Raw genomic sequence first — 20,977 nt, 5'->3', positions numbered from 1 at the left:
AGCAATGATTTCATGACCATCCATATGCGATACGACAGCAGTTATTTGAATCTGCCGCATAACGGCTCCCTCCCCCGTGGGGGAGGGCTGGGGTGGGGCAGGGATACAAATTCCAAAAAACGTATGCCTTTGCCTGGTTTGGAAAGAGGTCTAATAAAAAAACGCCGGGCATAAATACCCGGGCAGGCTGTCCACCATCACCAGTTCGTAGGTTGGGTTAGCGAGGTACGAGCGTAACCCAACAAACTGAATGTCGAACATCTCCCGTTGTTGGGTTACGGCTGCGCCTAACCCAACCTACAAGGCCTTGCAGATGAATTGTAAACACGGGTTAGCCAAACCATTTGCCCATCGCTATCGCAATGCCGCTGGCGATGGAAAAGAACAGCAGCCAGATGATGAACGGGGATGTCAGTAATTCCCTGAAAAAATTTCGCTCTTCCGCATAGGGATCCTGTGCCGCATCGGCGAGGTTTTTCAGGGTCAGATAAATCAGCGCCTTTTCTGCTTTCATTTGTCTCAATGTGATTTCGTCGCGGAGTTTTTCGATTTCTGCTTCCGCATGGGGGATGTCCATGATGTGCTTCTTTCGGGAGGCCGTCGCAATCGCTTCCCGGTCATTGTTTTTGTCTTCGCCCCCTCCGGCGCGGAGGGGGCTGGGCATCGGGGCGGGTTATGGGTCGGGATTATTTTTTGTAATCCTTTTTCACAAACGGCATGGCGACGATTTCTACCGCCACGTCTTTGTCGCGCACTTTCGCGCTGAGTTTGGTGCCGACAGCGGCGTGTTCGCTTTTGACGTAGCCCATTGCCAGCGGCGCGTTCAGTGTCGCGCCAAAGCCGCCGCTGGTGACTTCGCCGATTTTTTCGCCGCCGAGGTACAGTTCGGTGTGGGCGCGTACCGGGGCGCGGCCTTCAATGGCGAGGCCGACCCGTTTGCGCGGCGCGCCGTGTTCGATTTGCTGGCCGACGATGTCCGCGCCGGGGTAGCCACCCGCGCGTTCGCCACCGGGGCGGCGTACTTTCTGGATGGCCCAGATGAGGCTGGCTTCGATCGGCGTGGTGGTGGTATCGATGTCGTTGCCGTAGAGGCAGAGGCCGGCTTCGAGGCGGAGGCTGTCGCGCGCGCCGAGGCCGACGGGTTTGACGCGCGGGTCTTTGCAAAGCAGGTCGGCAAGGACGGCGGCGCGGTCGTTCGGCACGGAGATTTCGTAGCCGTCTTCGCCGGTGTAACCGCTGCGGCTGACCCAGCACGGGATGCCGAGCAGGGTGTATTCGCCGCCGTGCATGAAAGTGAGGTCGCGTACTGCCGGTTCTATCGCCGCCAGCACTTCTACCGCTTCCGGCCCTTGCAGCGCGAGCAGGGCGCGTGCCTGCCACCAGGAGACGTCGCAGTCCGGCAAGCCCGCTTGCAGTTTGGCGAAATCGGCGTCCTTGCAGGCGGCATTCACCACAACGTAGAAGTCGTTCGCGCGCCGCGTCAGCATCAGGTCGTCATCTATCCCGCCCTGCGCGTTCATGAGGAGCGCGTAACGCTGCTGGCCGACGGCAAGTCCCTGTAAATCTACCGGCAAGAGCCGTTCGAGGCTGGCGGCCACGTTCGCACCGCGTACCAGCACCTGCCCCATGTGCGAGACGTCGAACAATCCGGCGTGTTCGCGCGTCCAGAGGTGTTCTTTGACGATGCCTTCTTCGTATTGCACCGGCATGGCGTAACCGGCAAAGGGGACGATTTTCGCGCCACGGGCGAGGTGCCAGCCATAGAGTGCGGTGTGTTTTTCTGTGCTCATTATGTTGCTCCAATGTGAAATAATCGCAAATTTTAACATATTTCCCCACCGCTGCGGGGCGCAATGTGCTTTGTATTTGACGGGGCAACTTGTTAAAATCCGCGCGTTTTTTCCCTACTTACAGGTAACCATGTCCAAAGAAGAAAATATTGAAATGATCGGCACCGTGGTGGAAACCTTGCCCAACACCACGTTCCGCGTCGAGCTGGAAAACGGTCACATGATCAACGCCCACATCTCCGGGCGGATGCGCAAGCACTATATCCGCATCCTCACCGGCGACAAGGTGAAGGTCGAGATGACGCCGTATGACCTCAGCAAAGGCCGCATCATTTTCCGCGAAAAATAAGCCACCGCCTGTTTTCAGCCCGACCCGCGTCGGGTTTTTTCATGCCCGCTCATGGCCATCTACTTCCTCGCCGACATTCACCTCGCCGAACACCGGCCGGCAATTACCGCCGCCTTTCTCGACACGCTTGCCGCCATCGCGGGCGATGCCGAAGCGGTTTACATCCTCGGTGATCTCTATGATTACTGGCTCGGCGACGACCTTGCCAGCCCTTTCCACCAACGCATTGCCGCCGTCCTCGCCGCCCTGCCTTGCCCGGTGTACTACCAGCACGGCAACCGCGATTTTCTCCTCGGCGCGGCTTATGCCCGCACGGCACACCTGCACCTGTTGCCCGAACGCTACCGCCTGCAACTGGGCGACACCCCCGTGCTGCTTGAACACGGCGACCTGCTCTGCACCGACGACCGCGGTTATCAACGCCTGCGTCGCGTGCTGCGCTGCCGTCCACTGCAATGGCTCTATTACCGCCTGCCGCGTGCGCTGCGCCGCCGCCTTGCCGAAAAATTGCGCCAACAAAGCCAGGCGCGCACCCGCCGCAAAGCATCCGCCATCACCGATACCCATCCTGCCGCCATTCGCACCGCGCTGGAGAACACCGCCGCGACGGTACTCATCCATGGCCACACCCACCGCCCCACCGTGCATCGGCTCGATAACGGCAACACGGTGTACGTCCTCGGCGACTGGCGCCCATATGGTGAAATCCTGCGCTATGCCGATGGTGCGTTTACGCTGGCAGACTGTCGTGCAAATTGCGGGCGCATTGCCGTTTTTTAGGATTTACCCCGGGAGAAACCGCTATACTGCGCCGCGACCCTTCAACTAAACGAGGTACTTATGCAAATGCACAAACTGATGATCGCTGTCTTGGCCGCCGCCAGCCTGCTCTCCGCCTGCTCCGACGAAACCAAGGACAAAAGCAAGGAAGCCGCCGCTTCCGCAGCCAAAGACGTGAAAGAAGCCGCTGCCAGCACCGCTGAAGCCGGCAAAGAAGCCGCCGACAAAGCCAAAGAAGTCGCTGGCGAAGCGATGGACAAGGCGAAAGAAACCGCAGGTGCTGCCATGGATAGTGCCAAAGAACACGTCCATGAAGCCGCAGCCAGCGTCGCCAATGCAACCGCCCCGGCTGCTGAAGGCGAAAAAGGCTCAGATGCGCCGACAGAAAACAAATAATCTGTCGCCTTGTGCCAAAAGCCCGCAACTGCGGGCTTTTTTCTTGCGCGACTGCCCACGGGTAAACATTGGCAATCCGTAACACTTTGGTTACAATGCGAGCCGTTGCAATGCGTTACGCATTGCCCGTTTCGCCCGCTACCATCATCAGGACAGACATGACATACCCCGCTCACATGGAGACGAATTGCGCCAGAAGCCGCCCGCCGCACCGCAACGGACAGCGATTGACCTTGACCAGGAGGCGCCCGCGATGAGTACCCGCATCTTCCTCGGCTCCGAAATCAGCCAGCCCGCGCCGGGCAAGGCGCGCTTTCATATCATCCCCGTACCTTACGAAAAAACCGTCAGCTACGGCGGCGGCACGGGCGAGGGTCCGGCGGCCATCATCGAAGCCTCCGACCAGCTCGAAACCTATGACCAGTTGGGCGGCGAGCCTTGCCGTGCTGGCATCTATACCCACCCAGCCATTGACTGCCGCGGCGAAGCGGGCGACGTCCTGCTGCGCATCCGCGAACGGGTGCGCGACGTTGCCGCCCAGGGCAGCCTGCCGTTCGTGCTGGGCGGCGAACACACCGTCAGCTATGGCGCGGTGATGGGCGTCGCCGATGCTTGCCCCGGCGAACGCATCGGCGTAGTGCAATTCGATGCACACGCGGATTTGCGCGAAAACTACGAAGGCAGCATCTGGAGCCATGCCTGCGTGATGAAGCGGCTGGTCGATGAAGGCGTGGCGCTGTTTCAGGTCGGCGTGCGCGCGATGAGCCTCGACGAACAGGCGGTGCGTGACGAATTTCCGGCACAAATCACCGCCTATGACGCGCGCGACATCTGCCGCCCGCCGCTACATGACCTCAGCCTGCCGCCGCATTTCCCAGAAAAAATCTACATCACCGTGGATATTGACGGGCTGGACGCGGCGTTGATGCCCGCCACCGGCACCCCGGTACCGGGCGGCCTTGGCTGGTGGCAACTGTTGGACCTGATCGCCGCCGTCGCCCGCCAGCGACAGGTGGTCGGCATGGATTTGGTCGAATTTGCCCCGATCCGCGGCCTGCACGTTTACGATTTCACCGCCGCCGATCTTGCCTACAAAATGATGGGTATTGTTGAGCGAGCAAACCCGCAACAAAAATGACAATTTATAGTGAGGAAATAAAACATGATACACCTGCTGATTTTAATTGCGCTGGGACTGGCGACGTATTTATTTCATAATTACCAGACATTTCATGATGCCTATATGCGCCCTTGGGTCGTTGAATATGTGAATTTCAATCGCGAAGCCGATCCGCAGGCACTTTGTGATTTACTGGATCCGGAGGCGACGGTAATTATTAATGACAGATATACCCAATATAGCTATAAATTTACAGGCGGAAAAACCCAGGCGTGTGAATATTTCATCGAGTCTGCCAGTCATTTCCAGAAACCGCAGCGGGAGAAAAATGATTATATCCCGGACAGGCTGACCAGCTTTATCGTCTATCATGATGATCTGTTCAAAGACTATGCCGATGTCTCTTTTGAAACCAAGCTTACTGGTCCTCTTTGGGGATTGGCTACGAAAAAGGATGGAGAGCAGCTCATCGGTAATACCAGTACCAAAATTACGGTAAAAGCGCCCATTTTTAAGGATCCCAAAATTACGCGCTATGAATTTACCCGAAAACTGGAACAGCCAAATATTCAGAAGCTGTTATAACGCGTTTATCTGCGCCGCCCGTATCCGTTCGCCTAATTCTGCGCCCTGATACTGCCGCGCCAATTCATCTGTTGATAACGCCCGCACCTGTTCGCGGGCGTTTTCTATTTCTGCCAACAGCGCCGCTTCAACCTGCATCAGCCGCGCCAGCGTCAGTACATCGCCTTCAGCGCGCAGGCTGCCGCTCGCCTTCAACATCTGCCAGCGCGCTGCGCCATCGCATTCACGCCAGCGGCGCACGGCATCACCGTAATCTGCCACCAGTTGCAGCCAGTAGCGGTAGCGTTTGGGCAGCGGTAACGCCGCTTGCAATGCCGCCCGCGCCGCAGCGCAGTCTTCGCCCTGCAGCCACACGGCAAGGCGGTGTTCGGCGCTTTCATCCATCGCCAACACCGCCTGCAAGCGGGTATTCATGGTCGCCAATTGTGCATCGCTGACGTTAAAGCCCAACACATCGAGCGCATCCACTGCCTGCAAACCGCTGAAAAATGCCTGCGGTGCGGATGATGCCAACGCTTTTTCGCATTCTGTCCAGACGCGCTCCGCGCTCAAATGCTGCAATTCGCCGTCGGCGACCATCTCGCGGCACAATTCAAGCGTTGTTGCTGCTACGGTAAAGCCCAGCGGGGCGAAGCGCGCCAGGAAACGCATCAGGCGCAGCACCCGCAGCGGGTCTTCGGCGAAGGCGGGCGAGACGTGGCGCAATACGCGCGCCTGCACGTCCGCCGCGCCGCCATAGGGGTCAATCAGTCGCCCGTCCGCCGCCTGCGCCATCGCGTTAATCGTCAAATCACGGCGCAACAAATCCGCTTCCAGCGATACATCCGGCGCGAAATCAAAGATAAAGGCCTGATGGCCGCGCCCGGTCTTGCGCTCCTGCCGCGCCAGCGCGTATTCCTCGCCCGTTTCGGGGTGCAGAAACACCGGGAAATCCTTGCCGACCTGTCGGAACCCTTGCGCCAACATTTCTTCCGCCGTCGCGCCAACCACGACCCAATCGCGGTCATGCACCGGCAGTCCCAATAATTGATCGCGCACCGCGCCGCCCACCAAAAAGATTTCCATCCGCTATTTCTCCGTCATCAGTGCATATAATTCGCCATTTCGTGTTTGAAGCCCTTGAGCAAGGCAAGAAAACGTTCCAGCGTCAGCGGTTCTTGCATGAGCTGTTCATACATATCTTCGCCGGTCAGAATTTCGCGAATGGCGGCATCGGCAAATTCCAGGGCGCGGTAATGTTCGTAGCAGCGCATCAATTCCAGCCCGTATTCTTCGTCATCGCCTGCTTCCGGCGGTTTCAGGTTTAATAACAGCGATGCCTTGGCGTGCTGAATTTTATGGAAGGTGTCATACATTCGCGTCAATACTTCATCATCCTTGCCGTTATATTTTTCGATGAAATCGGCTTTTTCCATCAGGGATATGGTCATTATTTCCGCCTCTTTTCGGATGGTTCATATATGGCGATACTCACAAAGTTCTGTACAAGGCGCGCTGCCGAAGGCAGTACAGATTAGTACGGTGCGGGTTTCCCTAAAAAATGGCTCCCGCCATTTTTTAGGGTGCCCGGTCAGGCGGCGCAACGCCGTACAGTGCTTTGTGAGGATTGCCATAAAAAATACCCCGCAGGGCGGGGCAATATACTTTAGGAAGTAATCATGTCATCAAAAACGTCATTCCGTTTTCATCAACTGGAACGCTTCGGGGTTCGCGGTCGGAATGGCATCGCCATTAGGCATTCGCATTTCCAGATGATCACTGTGGACGCGGAATACCTTGCGCTGCCCTTCGCTGTCGATGGCAATATGGCTGTTGTCCGGCAGCCATTCAAAGCGCCCTTCGCCGGTGCGGTCCTTGTCGTCAATGCCGAGCATCCGCGTGCGCGTGGTGTAGGTCATGTTCGGGTTGAGGACGATCATCGTCGCCACGCCTTCGCAGGCGGAGCACGGCAGGATGCCCTGATAAGTCCCCTGCCAGGAAACGTTTTTCCGTGCATTTTCAACGACCGCTTCCTGCACCGGACGGCGGGCGGGGCGGTCTTCATCCTTGTCGCGCGTGCTGGAGCAGCCGAACAGCGCACCAAGCAACGCGGTCATCAAAAGAAGGTGTTTCATGTATCTCGTCTCGTGTTTGGTAGCGGGCTATGGTATGGATTTTCGCCCCGCGCGCAAGTATCAATATGACTACAGCCTGTTGTAATCTCGAAACAAATACTTCATGTAACTGCGATAGTTACGGATACCGAGACGCACGCACACCTCGCGGAAAGCGACGAAGGTACTTTCAAACAAATGCTCCTGACCGCCAAGCAATGACCAGTACGGACTGCGTCGCAGCTTGCGCCGCAAATACGGTTTCATGCCAATCAGATAAAGGTCGCCGCCGCGCTGTTGCAACGCGCGCCGCTCATCAAGCAGCATTTCAATCCCGGCAAGGTCAAGACGGTTCAGCCCCTCGGCGAGAATGACCAGATTGCGCCCCTCATGCGCCGTCGCCAGTTCGGCGAGGCGACTGCGGATATGTTCCACCGAGCCGAAGAAAATCGAGCCGTCGAGATGCACCGCGCGCAGCGGCGGCACAAAAGCGGGGTCGGCCGCGCGGCATTGGCGGTAGAGCGGCGCAAAATCCGCCGCGCTTAATACCGGATGCGCAATCTTCTGCAAATACAGCACCAAAGACAAAATCACGCCGACATAAATCGCAAAATCCAGACTGAACAGCAGCGTGGACACAAACGTCGCCAGCAGAATCGCCGTCTCGTTGCGCGACGTGCGCAGGGTGAGCCTGAAGCGGGCAAAATCAAGCAAATTCCAGGCGGCGAGCATGATGACCCCGGCCATCGCGGCGAGCGGCAAAAAGCGGGTGATGCCGGGCGCGAGTGCGAGCGCGGCGGCGACCAGCGCGGCGGTAAATACCTGCGCCAGCGGCGAACGCGCGCCGCTGTCAAAATTGACACCGCTGCGGTTGAACGAGCCGGAAATCACATAGCAGCAACAACAACTGCCGACCACATTCGCCAGCCCCTGCCCGAAAAATTCCTGATTGCCGTCAATGCGTTGCCCGGAGCGGGCGGTGATGGCGCGGGCGATTGACACCGCATTGATGAGGCCGAGCAGGGCGACCGCAAACGCCGCCGGCAACAACTGGCGCAGCGTCTGCCACTGCAACGGCGGCCATTGCCACGCGGGCGCGCTCAGCGGCAGCGCGCCGAGCATCGCCACCCCGCGCCCGGCACCGTCAATGGCGAGCGAGAGCAGACTGCCCGCCAGCATCCCGACCAGCATATACGGCCAGCGGCGACAAAAACGGCGGCAAAGCACGGCAACCGCGAGCGTCGTCGCCGCAATTGCCAGCGTTGGCCAATGGGCGGACGGCAACAGCGCCGCCAGCGCCAGCACTCGCTCCGGCAGCGACAAGCCATGCGGTACTGCCACCCCGAAAAAATCCGGCAACTGACTGAACACAATCAGCACACCCGCACCCGCAGTGAAGCCCGTCACCACCGTCGGCGAAATAAAATTGACCAGCCCGCCGAGGCGGAACACCGCAAACGCGAGCTGAATCACGCCCACCAAAAACATCAACACCAGCGACAGCGCCACATACTCCGGCGACGCCAGCGGCGCATACGGCGCAAGCACCGTCGGCAAAACGATGGACAGCGCCACCGTCGGCCCGCTCACCAAATGCCAACTGGAGCCGAACAGTGCCGCCACCACCGCGGCAAACATCGCACTGTAAAGCCCGAACAGCGGCGGCAACCCGGCGATGCGGGCGAAGGCAATCCCCTGCGGCAACACCAGCGCCGCACCGGTCAGCCCCGCGCAAAAATCACCACGCAGCGACGCTGCCGACGGCTTCGGCCAACGCAACCACGGCCAAAGCAACATGAACACGCGCCAGAAAACCAGCTCCAGCGCGGCAAAAATCCCTTGCATCAACCTTTCTCCGCTAAGCAAAACGGAGGCAGCATAGCAAGGTTTGCCGCCGTGGTGCGGAAAAGGGCGGGAGTGCTGACCATGCAAAAATCCCCGCCTGCGCTGAAGCGAAGCGGGGAAGGCGGCTGTGCTGTTGCGACAAGGTTCTTAGAACCTGTTTAAAATCCCCCTCCCCTGCAGGGCGAAGCCCGTAGCGGGGGAGGGTCGGGGAAGGGGTGGAGGGATGTTGTTCATGAATCGAAATTCCGGTTTTTTCAATCGTTTGCTGCCCTCACCCCGGCCCTCTCCCACGGGGAGAGGGGGCATATTGGCTGTTTTCCCGGTTTTCAGTTTCCTACACAAGCATATGGAAAAATGCGGTTCTCCAAGATTTTAAACAGGCTCTTACAGGTCGGCGACGCGGGCGGGGCGTTTTTCCAGTTGCGGCGTCTCGGTTTTTTGCATGAAGTCGCGGGTGAGGAAGGCGGCAACAGCATTCTGGTTGTCGCGGCTGGTGTGTGCGGTGTAAATCTCCGGTAGGCGCATTCGCACATAGTTCAGGCCGTTACCGAGGATGATGTGCCCCCAGTCGGCAGATGCGGGGTCGAGTTGCGGCGCGTGCGGCAGGGCGCGGGCAAGCGCGGCGCGGCTGCGAGCGATGTGCGGGTGCGGCAGGCTGTCTGCCGGTTGGTGCATGGCGAGGGAGAACGCGCGCACGGCCTGGTTGATGGTGGCGATGCCGTAAGCGGCACGGGCACAGGTGCCGCCGCCGCGCAGCACGCGGTCGTCGAGGTAGTGCATGATGATGAGGGTTTCGGTGAGGATGTTGCCGTCGTCGCAATGCAGCGCCGGGATTTGGCTGTAGGGGTTGACGGCGAGGAGGTCGGCCGGGTTTTCCCAGGGCAGGACGTAGTGCAGTTGCAGGTTGGTGTGTCCACTGCGCATTGCTGCGATGAGGGCGAGGCGGGAGTAGGGCGAGGTGGTACTGAGGTAGAGTTTCATGGGGTTCTCCATAAATTTGGTGAGGGGGAGGCAGGGATCGGATTCCGCTACGACTGCGGCATTATAAGACAGCGGTAACATGAAGCTTGTTGTGGTATAAAAACAGCGGGCAAGTGCCCGATTTTCCCCTGAAGCAAACCAAGGAGTTGTTATGCGCACATGTACGTTTTCTCTTTCATTGGCCGCCATATTCACCACAATGGCAGTCCCCTCTTTTGCCGAAACAAATTATCGCGAATTTGATTTGAATAGCTTTAAATTGGGCATGAAAAAAGAAGTCTATATGCCACTTATCAAGGAAACCTGTATTTATAACCGGAACGGTTTCACAGCGTTGCGAACTTATGATGTGGGCGAGACAAAAATCAAAGGTGCCAGGCGTTTTGTTTGTCGAGCCAGTCTGGAAGAAGAAATTGACATTTTTACCAGCGATGGGTTTGGTATTATGCAAATTATTCGTTCAAAGAAAATTCCGCTACCCGAAAATTTGCCAGATAATGAAAAATATAACAACCTTCTTGCTATCCGCGACAAGATCAGTGAGAAATATGGTGCACCTACGATAAGCAAGACGGCTGCACCAGACAGTTATTTTTTTGCAAATGTCGGGAAAAATACTTTTCCGTGGAATGTTAATTCTTCCCATGCCAAGGCTGTATCCTGCTGGGGAGATTGTTCGGATTCTGAAACTGACACTGATGGTGTCATCAATCTTAAAGGATCCGGTGCCATGGCAGTGCTGGTTCCCTATCCACAGAGTATTTATCTTTATCAGATATTCATTGACCGCGCTGCCATTGAAAAAACGGAAGCAGAATTTACACGAAAGGAACAGGAAGCGCAGGATGCACAAGAGAAAAAGGCTGTTGAAGACGCAAAACGGTCAGTGGAAAATATCAAGTTGTAAAATGATAAAAAGATAAACCCGCCTATGGCGGGTTTTTTGTGGTTGCGGCGAGATTTTATCGGCTGTTTTTCGTCTATTGTTCCTCCTTCGCCCGCTGCGAATTCCGCCCCGCAGGATAAGGTGTGTGTTTTAGCGGATGCTTTGCCGCACGGCGGCGATGCTGGCCGGGTGTTGTTCCAGCGCTTCGGGGCGGACGGCGCGCACGTCAGGACGCATTTGGTATTCGGCGAAGGCGCGGCGGTTGTCGGCATCCAGGTGCGGGTAGAGCGCGGGGTGGCGCAGTTCGGCATAGTGGTAGGCCATTGCCAGCAGGTGTTGCGCGATGTGGTTGCTCGCCGGGTCGAGTTGTGGCGCGCGTTCGAGGCCGCGGACAACGGCAGCGCGGGCGCGCGCGATGTGCGGGTGTTCCGCCGTGCCTTCCGGCTGGAAGCGCGCCAGCGAGTAGGCTTTGATGATTTGTTCGAGCAGGGCAGTGGCGTAGCCCGCCACGGCGGTTTGTGCCGCGCTGCGGAAGGGGTGGTCAAAGAGGTAGTCGGCGATGGTGAGGGTGTTGTAGATGTGGATGCCGTCGTCGGTGATGAGGGTCGGCACTTGCGAGAAGGGGTTTTCCGCGGTGAGCGCGGGCGGGGTCGTCCACGGGTCGGCGTAGGCGAGTTGCAGCTCGTCTTTGTTTTGTGAAAGCGCGGTCAGGATGATGGCGCGCGCGGTGGGGGAGGTGGTGCTGGTGTAGAGTTTCATTGGCTTTCCTCGGTCGGGTTGATGGTGAGGCGGCGGATGGTGTCGCTTGCCGGCCAGTATTCTACGCGGATGGTGTGGGGGTTTGTATTGGTGAGCTGGCTGTAGTGGGGGTAGTCGATGTGGAGGCGGGCGCCGGTTTCGGGGAGTTCGAGGAGGTAGCGGGTTTTGCGGTGCGTGCTCCAGGCGGTTTCGCGTGCGTGGTAGTTCCGGGTGGTGATGGTTTTGCTGCCGCGAATGAGGTCAAGGCTCGCCGGGGCGATGAGTACGATGACGGCGCCGGCGAGCAGGGCGAGTGCGGCGAGGTCGCTGAGGCGCTCACGGCGGTAATTGCGGGTCAGCCAGCGTTCGAGGGCGACGGGAATGGCGATGAGGCCGGTGATAATGTCGCCGTAGAGGGCGCCGATGCCTTCGGTCGGGGCAAGGATGTGGGTGGCGAGCATGAGGGCGGCGAGAGCGACGAGCCAGGGCGATTGTTGCAGCCATTCAAAGAGGGTGTCTTTCATGGGGTGTCGTTGTGGATGTCGAGGCGTTTGAGGGTGTGGCTGTGTGGCCAGTATTCGATGTGGATGGTCGGAGCCGGGGTTCGGTCGAGGCGGTCGTAGTCTTTTTGGTCGATGCGGAAGGTGGTGCGGATTGCCGGGATTTCGAGGCGGTAACGGCTACGGAAGTCGTAGCTGTGGCGGGAGCGGTGTTTTTTGTGCAGGCGGTAGTCGGCGGTGGTGAGGGTTTGGCTACCACTGGCGAGGTCGCGGCTGGACGGGATGATGTAGAGGTAGAGGCCGGCGCCGAGCAGCAGCCAGAGAATGAGGTCGGAGAGCCATTCGTCGCGTTTGTGGCGGCTGTGCCAGCGTTCGATGACGGCCGGGATGGCGATGAGTCCGGCGAGGATGTTGCCGTAGAGGGCATTGATGCCGGTGGATGGGGTCAGGATTTCGACAGCGACAAAGGCGATGGCGAGGAGGCAGAGGAGGGGCGATTGTTGCAGCCATTCAAAGAGGGCTTCTCTCATGGGGTCTCCGGGATATCAAGGTGTTTGAGGGTGCGGCTGTGTGGCCAGTATTCGACACGGATGGCGGGCGGGCGCTCGCTGCCGCTGCCACGGATGCGGTTGAGCTGGTCGTAGGTGGTGCGGCGGATGCGCAGTGTCGTGGGTACGGTGGCGAGCGGTTTGGCGAAAAGCTCAAGGTAGTAGTGGTCGGGCATTCGCGCGTTGCGGTCGGTGCTGTGCCAATGCGGGGTGAGGGTTTGGCTGCCGCCGATGAGGTCGCGCAGCGCGGGTAGGGTGAGGAATATCAGCAGGATGAGGGTGAGTAATGGCGTTTCCCAGGCGAAGTGGTAGGTGAGGGTTTCGTGGCGGTCGCGCCACACCCACCAACAGAGCGGCAGGCCGCTGAGGCCGAGGATAAGGTCAGTGTAGAGCGAGGCGGTGCCTTCTACCGGACGGATGTGCGGGATGAGGATGATGTTGGCGGCTATCCAGGCGAAGGCGAGCTTTTTGTGCTGTGCGGCGGTCATTTAGAGCCTGTTCAATATTCCGGGGTGAGGCGAATGGGGGCGGGTTGGGATGGGATGCAAGGCGCAAGACGCAGGCAATGTGGGCTACCTTGCCAAGTCTTGCAACGAAGCAGCCCGCCCAATCCCGCACGCATAACGCCCGCAGCGGGATTTTGAACAGGCTCTTGGGAAAAGCCCCGCGCGGGGCGGGGCGGTTGTGGCGCTGTGTTTATTTGAGCAGGTGTTCGACGGCGGCGCGTTCTTCGCGCAGTTCGCGCTCGGTCGCGTCCATTTTTTCACGGCTGAAGGCGTTAATGTCGAGGCCCTGGACGATTTCGTAGTCGCCGTTTTTGCAGCGGCAGGGGTAGGAGTAGATGATGCCGGGGGCGATGCCGTAGGAGCCGTCGGACGGAACGCCCATGCTGACCCAGTCGTCGCCGTCGGTACCGAGCGCCCAGCTGCGCATGTGGTCAATCGCGGCGGAGGCGGCGGAGGCGGCAGAAGATGCGCCGCGCGCCTTGATGATGGCAGCACCGCGCTGTTGCACGACGGGGATGAAGGTGTCTTTGTACCAGGCGTCTTCAACCAGGCCTTTGGCGGGTTTGCCCTGCACGGTGGCGTGGCTGATGTCCGGGTACTGGGTGGAGGAGTGATTGCCCCAGATGGTCATTTTGGCGACGTCGGTGCTGTGCGTGCCGGTTTTTTCGGCCAGTTGCGACAGCGCGCGGTTGTGGTCGAGGCGGGTCATCGCGGTGAAGTTGCGCGGGTTGAGATCCGGCGCGGCGGCTTGGGCGATGAGGGCGTTGGTGTTGGCCGGGTTGCCGACGACCAATACTTTGACGTTGCGCGAGGCGTGGTCGTTCAGCGCCTTGCCCTGCGGGCCGAAGATGGCGCCGTTCGCGGCGAGCAAATCCTTGCGCTCCATGCCGGGGCCGCGCGGACGGGCACCGACCAGGAGCGCGTAATCGCAGTCCTTGAAGGCGACATTGGCGTCGTCAGTGGTGACGAGGCCGCGCAGCAGTGGGAAGGCGCAATCGTTGAGTTCCATGGCAACGCCCTTGAGTGCGTCCAGCGCCGGGGTGATTTCCAGCAATTGCAGGATGACGGGCTGGTCCGGGCCGAGCATATCGCCAGCTGCGACGCGGAAAGCGAGCGCATAGCCGATGTTGCCTGCCGCACCGGAGATGGTGACGCGAACGGGGTTTTTCATGAGGAATCTCCTGTATGTTTGGGAAAATTTGAGGAAAATAATTATAGCAGGGTGGATTCTTTTCTGAAAATTAATGTTAGAATATGACGGTCTCTTTAGATAAGGAATTCAACCATGAAATTGAAAACATCTTTGTTGGCCCTGGCCGTTTCCCTCTCTTGTGCTGCCGCATGGGCGCAGGACAGCAAACCTGCTGCAGCGGCAGATGAACGTCCGCCGGAGGTTTACACCAGACCTGGCGTTGAACCACTAAAAATTTTCTACAAGTGGCGTTCAGGCGGAAAAACGCACTACGGCAAATATGTGCCACGTGGCGTCACCAGCTACACCAAAATCAACGAACAAGGGATGCTGGTCAGCGAACGCCCGACCAGCGACAGCATCGCTGTATTGCGTCCAGTACGTCCGACGGATACCTCTGGAAACGCTGCTCCGGCGAATGACAACCAGCCACTGCCGCCCGGGTCTATTTCACGGGAGCAACGTTGTGCAGAGGCGCAGCAGAACTTGAAAACCATCCAGACCAAAACCAATATCGTTGAAGATGACGGCAAAGGTAACCTGATTGCGCTGTCAAGCGAGCAGATCGCCGAGCGCAAACAGCAAGCAGAAGGGATCGTTGACCGCTATTGTCAATCATCGCCGGAGGTAAACGGTGTTCCAATTAATCGGGCAACAATGCCGCCGGCAATCGCGCCTTCCCGCATTCCACCCGCGGTGACACCGGCTCAGCCAATTATGCCTGCTACTGCAGTACCACCACCACAACCGGTTGCGCCGTCACCTGCAGCCGGTGCTGAAGGCAGCACTATGAACCCGAAAGAACAACCCAAAGGTTAAACACGAACTCATGCGCCTCTCCCGATTCTGGCTCACCACCCAAAAAGAAACCCCTGCTGACGCCGAAATCATCAGCCACCAGCTGATGCTGCGCGCGGGGATGATCCGGCAAAACGCCCTCGGCGTGTACACCTGGCTGCCGCTGGGGCTGCGCGTCTTGCGCAAAGTTGAGCAGATTGTCCGCGAAGAAATGAACCGCGCCGGTTCACTGGAGCTGTTGATGCCAGGCGTACAGCCGGGCGAACTCTGGCAAGAATCGGGACGCTGGCAGGATTACGGCCCGGAGTTGCTGCGCTTCCTCGATCGGCACGAGCGCGAATACTGCCTCGGCCCGACGCATGAAGAAGTCATCACCGACCTGATGCGGCGCGATCTTGCCAGCTACAAACAATTGCCGCTGAACGTTTACCAAATCCAGACCAAATTCCGCGACGAAATCCGGCCGCGCTTCGGCGTAATGCGCGGGCGCGAGTTTCTGATGAAAGACGCCTACAGCTTCCACCTTGACGAAGCGAGTTTGCAGGCGACCTATCAGGATATGTACGACGCCTACTGCCGCATCTTCGACCGCCTCGGCCTCGATTACCGCCCGGTCATCGCTGACAACGGCTCCATCGGCGGCACCGGTTCGCACGAATTCCACGTGCTGGCGGCGACCGGCGAAGACGCCATCGTCTTCTCCAGCGGCGGCAACTATGCGGCCAACATCGAAAAAGCCGAAGCACAGCGCCCGACCACACCGCGCCCGGCGCCGACCGCCATCATGGAAAAAGTGCCAACGCCGGACAGCAAAACCATCGCCACGCTGGTCGCCAACCACGGCGTGCCGATAGAACGCACCGTCAAAACCCTGCTGGTTGCCGGAGCTGAAGGCGGGCTGGTCGCCCTTATCCTCCGTGGCGACCACGAACTCAACCCGATCAAGGCCGAACACCTGCCTGAAGTTGCGGCACCGCTGCGCATGGCAGACGAAGCCGAAATCCGCGCGGCAATGGGCGCGGGCGCAGGCTCGCTCGGCCCGGTCGGAGCGCGCGTCCCCGTCATCGTTGATTACGACGCCGCCCACATTGCCGACTTTGCCGCCGGTGCCAACGAAGACGGCTACCACTACTTCAACATCAACTGGGAACGCGACCTGCCGCTACCCAAACAGGCCGACCTGCGCAACATCGTCGAAGGCGACCCCGCCCCGGACGGCAGCGGCACGCTTGCCATCCGCCGTGGCATTGAAGTCGGCCACATCTTCCAGCTTGGCAAAAAATACAGTGAGGCGATGGGGCTGAAAGTCCAGCTCGAAGACGGCGGCTCCGCCATCCCGCTGATGGGCTGCTACGGCATCGGCGTCACCCGCGTCGTTGCCGCCGCCATCGAACAAAATCACGACGAACGCGGCATTATCTGGCCGCAGGCCATCGCGCCGTTCACCGTCGCCATCCTGCCGCTGAACGCTGCCAAATCGCCGGAAGTGCTAGCCGCCGCCGAAGCGCTCTACCAAAAACTGCTGGATGCGGACGTGGACGTCGTGCTGGACGACCGTGGCAAACGCCCCGGCTTCATGTTCGCCGACATCGACCTCATCGGCATCCCGGCGCGCGTTGTCATCTCCGACAAAACCCTGGCGAACGGCGAAGTCGAATACAAGGAGCGCCGCAGCGACAGCGCCGAAATGGTACCGCTGGATGCCATCTACGACCGCCTGACGGCATCGCGCTAAAGCACCCAAGACCATCCCCGCCGTGAGCCGCAAGCCTCACGGCTTTTTTATCGCAATCCACGCAAAGCCCTGTACGGTGTTACGCCGCCTGACCGGGCACCCATAAAAATGGCAAAGCCATTTTTATGGGCAACCCGCGCCGTACAACAGCGTACTGTCTTCGGCGGCGTGCCTTGTACAGAACTTCGCGTGTATCGCTATACATTGAGAAACCCATGCCCAAACCCCGCGCCACCCTCAAACAAAGCCCCGCCGACTTCCGCGTCGCCGAACAAATCGACTTCCCCTTAACCGGCCACGGCGAACACCTCTGGTGCTACGTCGAAAAAACCGGCCTCAACACCGCCTGGCTCAAACGCGAATGGGCGCGCCTCACCGGCTGCGCGCCAAAAGACATCGCGCACAGCGGCCTCAAAGACCGCCACGCCATCACCCGCCAATGGCTCTCGCTGCCCGCCAAACACGGCGTGCAACTGCCCGATAGTGGCGACGGCTGGCGTATCCTCGAGCGCCACCTGAACGAACGCAAACTGCGCGTCGGCGCCCATCGCCATAATCAGTTTGCCATCGCCTTGCGTGATATTGACGCCGACCCGACCGCCATTGAAAGCGCGCTTGCTGAACTTGCCCGCGACGGCTTCCCCAACTATTTCGGCGAGCAGCGCTTCGGCCACAGTAACCGCGACAAGGCGCAACGCTGGGTCGAACGCGACCAGCTACCGAAAAAACACGACGAACGCGCGCAAACCCTCTCCACCCTGCGCGCCGCCGCCTACAACGCCCAACTGGACGCCCGCCGCGTTGCTGACGCCCTGCACACCCCGCAACCCGGCGACCGCGCCATGCTCGCCGGCAGCAACAGCCACTTCACCATTGAAACGGTGGACGACACCCTGCTCGCCCGCCTGGCAAGCGGCGACATCGCCCTCGGTGGCTGGTTGCCCGGCAAGGAAAAAAGCGCGCTGCCGCCTGCCGTCAGCGCCTGGCTGGAAAGCACCGATGCCGCGCAACAGGCCGCCGTGCAATATTTGCAAAAATACGCCGATGGCGGCTGGCGCGCGCTCACCGTACGCCCGCGCGATCTGCAATACGAGTGGCAGGACGCACACACCCTGCACCTCGCCTTCACCCTGCCACGCGGTAGCTACGCCACTGCCCTGCTCGCCAGTATCTTTGCATTGCATGACGCCAGCGGCATCAAGGCCGAAGGCGAAAACAGCGCACCGGAATAGCTGTTCTTCAGCATTAGGCGCTGTTTGCAATTGACAAATCCCCTCCCCTGCAGGGCGAAGCCCACAGCGGGCGGGTACCCACGCAAAATGCGTCCGTATTTTGCGTGGGCTGGGGGAAGACTGGGGAGAGGGCGATATTATTGACGCGCTAAAATTCCAGTTTTTCAGTTGATTGCTGCCCTCACCCCAACCCGCCGAGCGACCAAAAACAAAGCCCGCATAATTGCGGGCTTTTTGACGCTTAACGCTGACGGGCTTTCAGCCGTTTATCGCTCTTGCAGATGACAAACAGCTTGCCGCGACGGCGCACGACCTGACAGTCGCGGCTACGCGTTTTCGCCGTTTTCAGCGAGGACAGTACTTTCATGATTAACTCCTATTTCTTCAATCAGGGCGCGGGATTATAACGCCATTTCGTTATGGAATATCCGAAAAATTTACGCCTAAAAAAACCGCCACGGAGTGGCGGCAACAGGATGAAATGGATTTTGTGTTATCGGGAGGCGGATTACACTCCGGCGACGCGCAGGCGGCCTTGCAGCGGCGTGATGTCTTTCTCGCCCGGCGCGGCGGCGATACCGCCAAAGACGAGCTGCGCGCGCAGGTGCCAGCTCGCCGGGATGTGCCAGCGGGCGGCGACGGCGTCGTCAATCAGCGGGTTGTAATGTTGCAGGTTGGCGCCGATGCCCGCCGCGCTGAACAGCGTCCACAGCGCGTATTGCAGCATCGCGCCGCCCTGGTCGGCTGAGCCGGGGAAGGTGTCGGCATAGATGGGCATCCGTTCCTGCAAGCCCTTGATAACGTCGCGGTCTTCGTAGAAGAGGATGGTACCGGCAGCAGCACGGAAGGCGGCGAGTTTTTCCGCAGTCGCGGCGAACTGTTCCGCCGGGACGACGGCGCGCAGGGCGTCGGCGGCGATGTCCCACAGCGCTTCATGCTCCGCGCCAAACAGCACTTGCAGGCGGGTGGATTGCGAGTTGAAGGCGCTGGGCGCGTGGCGCAGCGCGTCTTCAATCAGGGTGATGATGTCTTGCGGCGGCAGCGACAGTTCGCGGTTGAGCGCATAGACGGAGCGGCGCGCGGCGATGGCCTGGGCAATGGCGGTATGGCTCATGGCAGTCTCCTTAATCGTCATAACGGCTGATGGCGCGGTCGAGCGAGAGGCTGCCACCGCCGGCTGCGGCAAAGTAGAGGAAGATGAGGCTGAACATCGCCGCAGATTCACCGTGGTTCACCAGCGGGAAGAACAGCGCGGATTTGGCGTGCACCATGAAATAGGCGACTGCCATCTGCCCGGAGAGGATGAAAGCGGCCGGGCGGGTAAAGAGGCCGAGAATGAGCAGGCCGCCGCCGACCAGTTCGAGAATGGCGGCCACGCCTGACATTGACGCCCAGTCCAGCGGGCCTTCGCCCATTGCCATCGGGAAGCCGAAGGCCTTGGCGAGGCCGTGCAGCATGAACATATAGGCGACGACGATGCGCACAAAAGAAAGAATGATGCCTTGATAAGGGGCGAGAAAACGCATGGATAACTCCTGGATGGTTGAAAAGAAGCGCGGATTATAGAGAAACGCCCGCCCCTCGCCTATACTCGCCGCATTGACGCAACCTTTCTCATCAGGAAACGATGGATACCCTGTTCAGCCTCAAAGTCTTTCAGCAAATCGTCGAATGCGCGAGCTTCACCCGCGCCGCCGAAAGCCTCGGCATCTCCACCGCGATGGCGAGCAAACACCTGAATCATCTGGAAAAACAGCTCGGCATCCGCCTGATGCAGCGCAACAGCCGCCGCCTCAGCCTCACCGCCGAAGGCGAAGCCTACTACCGCCAGAGCGGCGAAGCGCTGGCGCTGTTGGACGCCGCAGCCGCCGCTGCGGGTGGCGGGCGCGAAACCCCACAAGGGCACCTGCGCCTGACCGCGCCCATCTGGTGCGCCAACCCCACCTTCGCCGGCTGGATGCGCGACTACCGCACGCGCTACCCCGACGTCAGCCTCGACCTCATCCTTGACAACGAAATGCGCGACCTCATCGGCGACGGCATTGACCTCGCGCTGCGCGTCAGCCGCGACCCGACGCCGAGCCTCGTCGTGCGCCCGCTCTTTACCGTGCGCTTCGTCCTCGTCGCCGCCCCCGCCTGGATACGCCGCCACGGCCTGCCGCAGACACCGGAAGACGCGGCCGCGCACGCCGCCGTCCTCCCTTCCTACACCGACGTTGGCCGCCTCACCTGCGCCCGTGGCGGCGAGACCGCGACACTCGCTCTCAACAGCGCCCTGCAAAGCAACAGCACGCTGATGCTGCGCGAACTGCTGCTGGCGGGCAGCGGCATCGGCTACCTGCCGCACTGGCTGGCGCAGGACGACCTCGCCGCCGGGCGGCTGGTACAACTCCTGCCGGAGTGGGAGCTGCACCGCGTCACCCTGCACGCCGCCTACCCCGACCGCCGCCACCTGAGCGCGAAAGTGCGCAGCTTCATTGATTTCCTCGTGGAAAAAGCGGCGGCATTACAGGATGCGTCCTGAAAATCCGCTCAACATCCTGGGCAATCGCAATTTTCCGTATGCTTGTGCAGGGCGCTGAAGGGTACAACCCAAACACCTGTTTACATACACATGGAGCACTCAAGTGTATGTATAGTGGAATAAAGCAGAAATAGCCCAAGAATACCCCCTCCCCTGCAGGACGCGCCAGCGTCCGCAGCGGGGGAGGGACGGGGTGGGGGTGAGCGATATTGTTGGTGAATCAAAAGCCCATTTTTCACGCTTGCTGCCCTCACTCCAGCCCTCTCTCTTGCTTCGCAAGCAATGCTTGTCGCTGCGCGAGCTGTCCCGGTTCCAGAGAGAGACCCAACAAACCGAATGCCGGACCTATCCCGTTGTTGGGTTACGCGCTACGCGCTAA

Annotated in this window: 25 protein-coding genes; 10 read left to right on the top strand and 15 right to left on the bottom strand. The window is 59.7% G+C overall.

The features are described from left to right. Positions 1–331: 331 nt before the first annotated feature. Positions 332–577, bottom strand: a complete 246-nt coding sequence (locus ACO54Z_RS02790) for a hypothetical protein (RefSeq protein ID WP_485995649.1) — start codon at positions 575–577, stop codon at positions 332–334. A 109-nt stretch (positions 578–686) separates the two neighbouring features. After that, complete coding sequence (gene gcvT / locus ACO54Z_RS02785) at positions 687–1,790, bottom strand: glycine cleavage system aminomethyltransferase GcvT (protein WP_485995648.1); 1,104 nt, start codon at positions 1,788–1,790, stop codon at positions 687–689. 130 nt (positions 1,791–1,920) lie between these two features. Between gcvT and infA the strand changes: the two genes are divergently transcribed. The 5 genes from infA to ACO54Z_RS02760 all read left to right on the top strand — a co-directional run bounded on the left by infA (position 1,921) and on the right by ACO54Z_RS02760 (position 5,020). Next, positions 1,921–2,139 (top strand): translation initiation factor IF-1, encoded by a 219-nt coding sequence (infA, locus tag ACO54Z_RS02780; RefSeq protein WP_004138866.1) that lies wholly within the window; start codon positions 1,921–1,923, stop codon positions 2,137–2,139. Positions 2,140–2,190: 51 nt separating this feature from the next. After that, the gene (locus tag ACO54Z_RS02775) at positions 2,191–2,919 is read left to right on the top strand and encodes a UDP-2,3-diacylglucosamine diphosphatase (RefSeq protein WP_485995647.1); all 729 of its coding nucleotides are present in this window, start codon (positions 2,191–2,193) and stop codon (positions 2,917–2,919) included. A 60-nt stretch (positions 2,920–2,979) separates the two neighbouring features. After that, positions 2,980–3,315, top strand: a complete 336-nt coding sequence (locus ACO54Z_RS02770; protein WP_485995646.1) for a hypothetical protein — start codon at positions 2,980–2,982, stop codon at positions 3,313–3,315. A 253-nt stretch (positions 3,316–3,568) separates the two neighbouring features. Then, positions 3,569–4,453 (top strand): agmatinase, encoded by an 885-nt coding sequence (speB, locus tag ACO54Z_RS02765; protein ID WP_485995663.1) that lies wholly within the window; start codon positions 3,569–3,571, stop codon positions 4,451–4,453. Between the two features lie 24 nt (positions 4,454–4,477). Next, on the top strand, positions 4,478–5,020 hold the full coding sequence (locus ACO54Z_RS02760; RefSeq protein WP_485995645.1) for a hypothetical protein: 543 nt from the start codon (positions 4,478–4,480) through the stop codon (positions 5,018–5,020). Here ACO54Z_RS02760 and ACO54Z_RS02755 read toward each other — a convergent pair. From ACO54Z_RS02755 to ACO54Z_RS02735, 5 genes are all read right to left on the bottom strand, one after another. After that, on the bottom strand, positions 5,015–6,085 hold the full coding sequence (locus tag ACO54Z_RS02755) for a tRNA nucleotidyltransferase/poly(A) polymerase-related protein (protein WP_485995644.1): 1,071 nt from the start codon (positions 6,083–6,085) through the stop codon (positions 5,015–5,017). The two genes, ACO54Z_RS02760 and ACO54Z_RS02755, sit on opposite strands and share 6 nt — an antisense overlap. Before the next feature lie 17 nt (positions 6,086–6,102). Further along, positions 6,103–6,450, bottom strand: coding sequence for a hypothetical protein (locus tag ACO54Z_RS02750; RefSeq protein WP_298080597.1), 348 nt, complete (start codon positions 6,448–6,450; stop codon positions 6,103–6,105). Between the two features lie 243 nt (positions 6,451–6,693). Beyond that, entirely contained in the window at positions 6,694–7,134 is a 441-nt protein-coding gene (locus ACO54Z_RS02745) for a copper resistance protein NlpE (RefSeq protein ID WP_485995643.1), read from the bottom strand. A 69-nt stretch (positions 7,135–7,203) separates the two neighbouring features. After that, entirely contained in the window at positions 7,204–8,958 is a 1,755-nt protein-coding gene (locus ACO54Z_RS02740) for a SulP family inorganic anion transporter (protein WP_485995642.1), read from the bottom strand. A 384-nt stretch (positions 8,959–9,342) separates the two neighbouring features. Next, positions 9,343–9,939, bottom strand: coding sequence for a glutathione S-transferase N-terminal domain-containing protein (locus ACO54Z_RS02735; RefSeq protein WP_485995641.1), 597 nt, complete (start codon positions 9,937–9,939; stop codon positions 9,343–9,345). Positions 9,940–10,090: 151 nt separating this feature from the next. On the opposite strand from ACO54Z_RS02735, the gene ACO54Z_RS02730 reads away from it, so the two are divergent. Next, entirely contained in the window at positions 10,091–10,846 is a 756-nt protein-coding gene (locus ACO54Z_RS02730; protein WP_485995640.1) for a hypothetical protein, read from the top strand. A gap of 129 nt (positions 10,847–10,975) precedes the next feature. On the opposite strand, the gene ACO54Z_RS02725 is transcribed toward ACO54Z_RS02730, so the two are convergent. From ACO54Z_RS02725 to ACO54Z_RS02705, 5 genes are all read right to left on the bottom strand, one after another. Then, complete coding sequence (locus ACO54Z_RS02725) at positions 10,976–11,584, bottom strand: glutathione S-transferase N-terminal domain-containing protein (protein ID WP_485995639.1); 609 nt, start codon at positions 11,582–11,584, stop codon at positions 10,976–10,978. After that, positions 11,581–12,087: a hypothetical protein gene (locus ACO54Z_RS02720; RefSeq protein WP_485995638.1), complete on the bottom strand. Its 507-nt coding sequence runs from the start codon at positions 12,085–12,087 to the stop codon at positions 11,581–11,583. The genes ACO54Z_RS02725 and ACO54Z_RS02720 overlap by 4 nt, the downstream gene beginning before the upstream one ends. Next, on the bottom strand, positions 12,084–12,593 hold the full coding sequence (locus ACO54Z_RS02715) for a hypothetical protein (RefSeq protein WP_485995637.1): 510 nt from the start codon (positions 12,591–12,593) through the stop codon (positions 12,084–12,086). Before ACO54Z_RS02715 ends, ACO54Z_RS02720 begins: the two co-directional genes overlap by 4 nt. After that, on the bottom strand, positions 12,590–13,099 hold the full coding sequence (locus ACO54Z_RS02710; protein ID WP_485995636.1) for a hypothetical protein: 510 nt from the start codon (positions 13,097–13,099) through the stop codon (positions 12,590–12,592). The genes ACO54Z_RS02715 and ACO54Z_RS02710 overlap by 4 nt, the downstream gene beginning before the upstream one ends. 208 nt (positions 13,100–13,307) lie before the next feature. Beyond that, the gene (locus ACO54Z_RS02705; protein ID WP_485995635.1) at positions 13,308–14,288 is read right to left on the bottom strand and encodes a malate dehydrogenase; all 981 of its coding nucleotides are present in this window, start codon (positions 14,286–14,288) and stop codon (positions 13,308–13,310) included. A gap of 114 nt (positions 14,289–14,402) precedes the next feature. Here ACO54Z_RS02705 and ACO54Z_RS02700 point away from each other — a divergent pair, with 114 nt between their 5' ends. The 3 genes from ACO54Z_RS02700 to truD all read left to right on the top strand — a co-directional run bounded on the left by ACO54Z_RS02700 (position 14,403) and on the right by truD (position 18,074). Further along, positions 14,403–15,128, top strand: a complete 726-nt coding sequence (locus ACO54Z_RS02700; protein ID WP_485995634.1) for a hypothetical protein — start codon at positions 14,403–14,405, stop codon at positions 15,126–15,128. A gap of 10 nt (positions 15,129–15,138) precedes the next feature. Further along, positions 15,139–16,842, top strand: coding sequence for a proline--tRNA ligase (locus ACO54Z_RS02695; RefSeq protein WP_485995633.1), 1,704 nt, complete (start codon positions 15,139–15,141; stop codon positions 16,840–16,842). A gap of 215 nt (positions 16,843–17,057) precedes the next feature. Continuing rightward, positions 17,058–18,074 carry a tRNA pseudouridine(13) synthase TruD gene (truD, locus tag ACO54Z_RS02690; protein ID WP_485995632.1) on the top strand — a complete coding sequence of 339 codons (1,017 nt, stop codon included), beginning with the start codon at positions 17,058–17,060 and terminating at the stop codon, positions 18,072–18,074. Positions 18,075–18,315: 241 nt separating this feature from the next. On the opposite strand, the gene ykgO is transcribed toward truD, so the two are convergent. From ykgO to ACO54Z_RS02675, 3 genes are all read right to left on the bottom strand, one after another. Then, a complete protein-coding gene (ykgO, locus tag ACO54Z_RS02685; RefSeq protein WP_048714664.1) occupies positions 18,316–18,441 on the bottom strand; it encodes a type B 50S ribosomal protein L36 in 126 nt (41 codons plus the stop codon). Positions 18,442–18,582: 141 nt separating this feature from the next. Further along, the gene (locus ACO54Z_RS02680) at positions 18,583–19,188 is read right to left on the bottom strand and encodes a nitroreductase family protein (RefSeq protein ID WP_485995631.1); all 606 of its coding nucleotides are present in this window, start codon (positions 19,186–19,188) and stop codon (positions 18,583–18,585) included. A gap of 10 nt (positions 19,189–19,198) precedes the next feature. After that, complete coding sequence (locus ACO54Z_RS02675) at positions 19,199–19,600, bottom strand: DoxX family protein (RefSeq protein WP_485995630.1); 402 nt, start codon at positions 19,598–19,600, stop codon at positions 19,199–19,201. 101 nt (positions 19,601–19,701) lie between these two features. On the opposite strand from ACO54Z_RS02675, the gene ACO54Z_RS02670 reads away from it, so the two are divergent. Continuing rightward, positions 19,702–20,598 carry a LysR family transcriptional regulator gene (locus tag ACO54Z_RS02670; RefSeq protein ID WP_485995629.1) on the top strand — a complete coding sequence of 299 codons (897 nt, stop codon included), beginning with the start codon at positions 19,702–19,704 and terminating at the stop codon, positions 20,596–20,598. Positions 20,599–20,977 lie beyond the last annotated feature (379 nt).

The organism is Cardiobacterium sp. (assembly GCF_057314735.1).
This window is presented reverse-complemented; position numbering and strand designations above follow the sequence as displayed.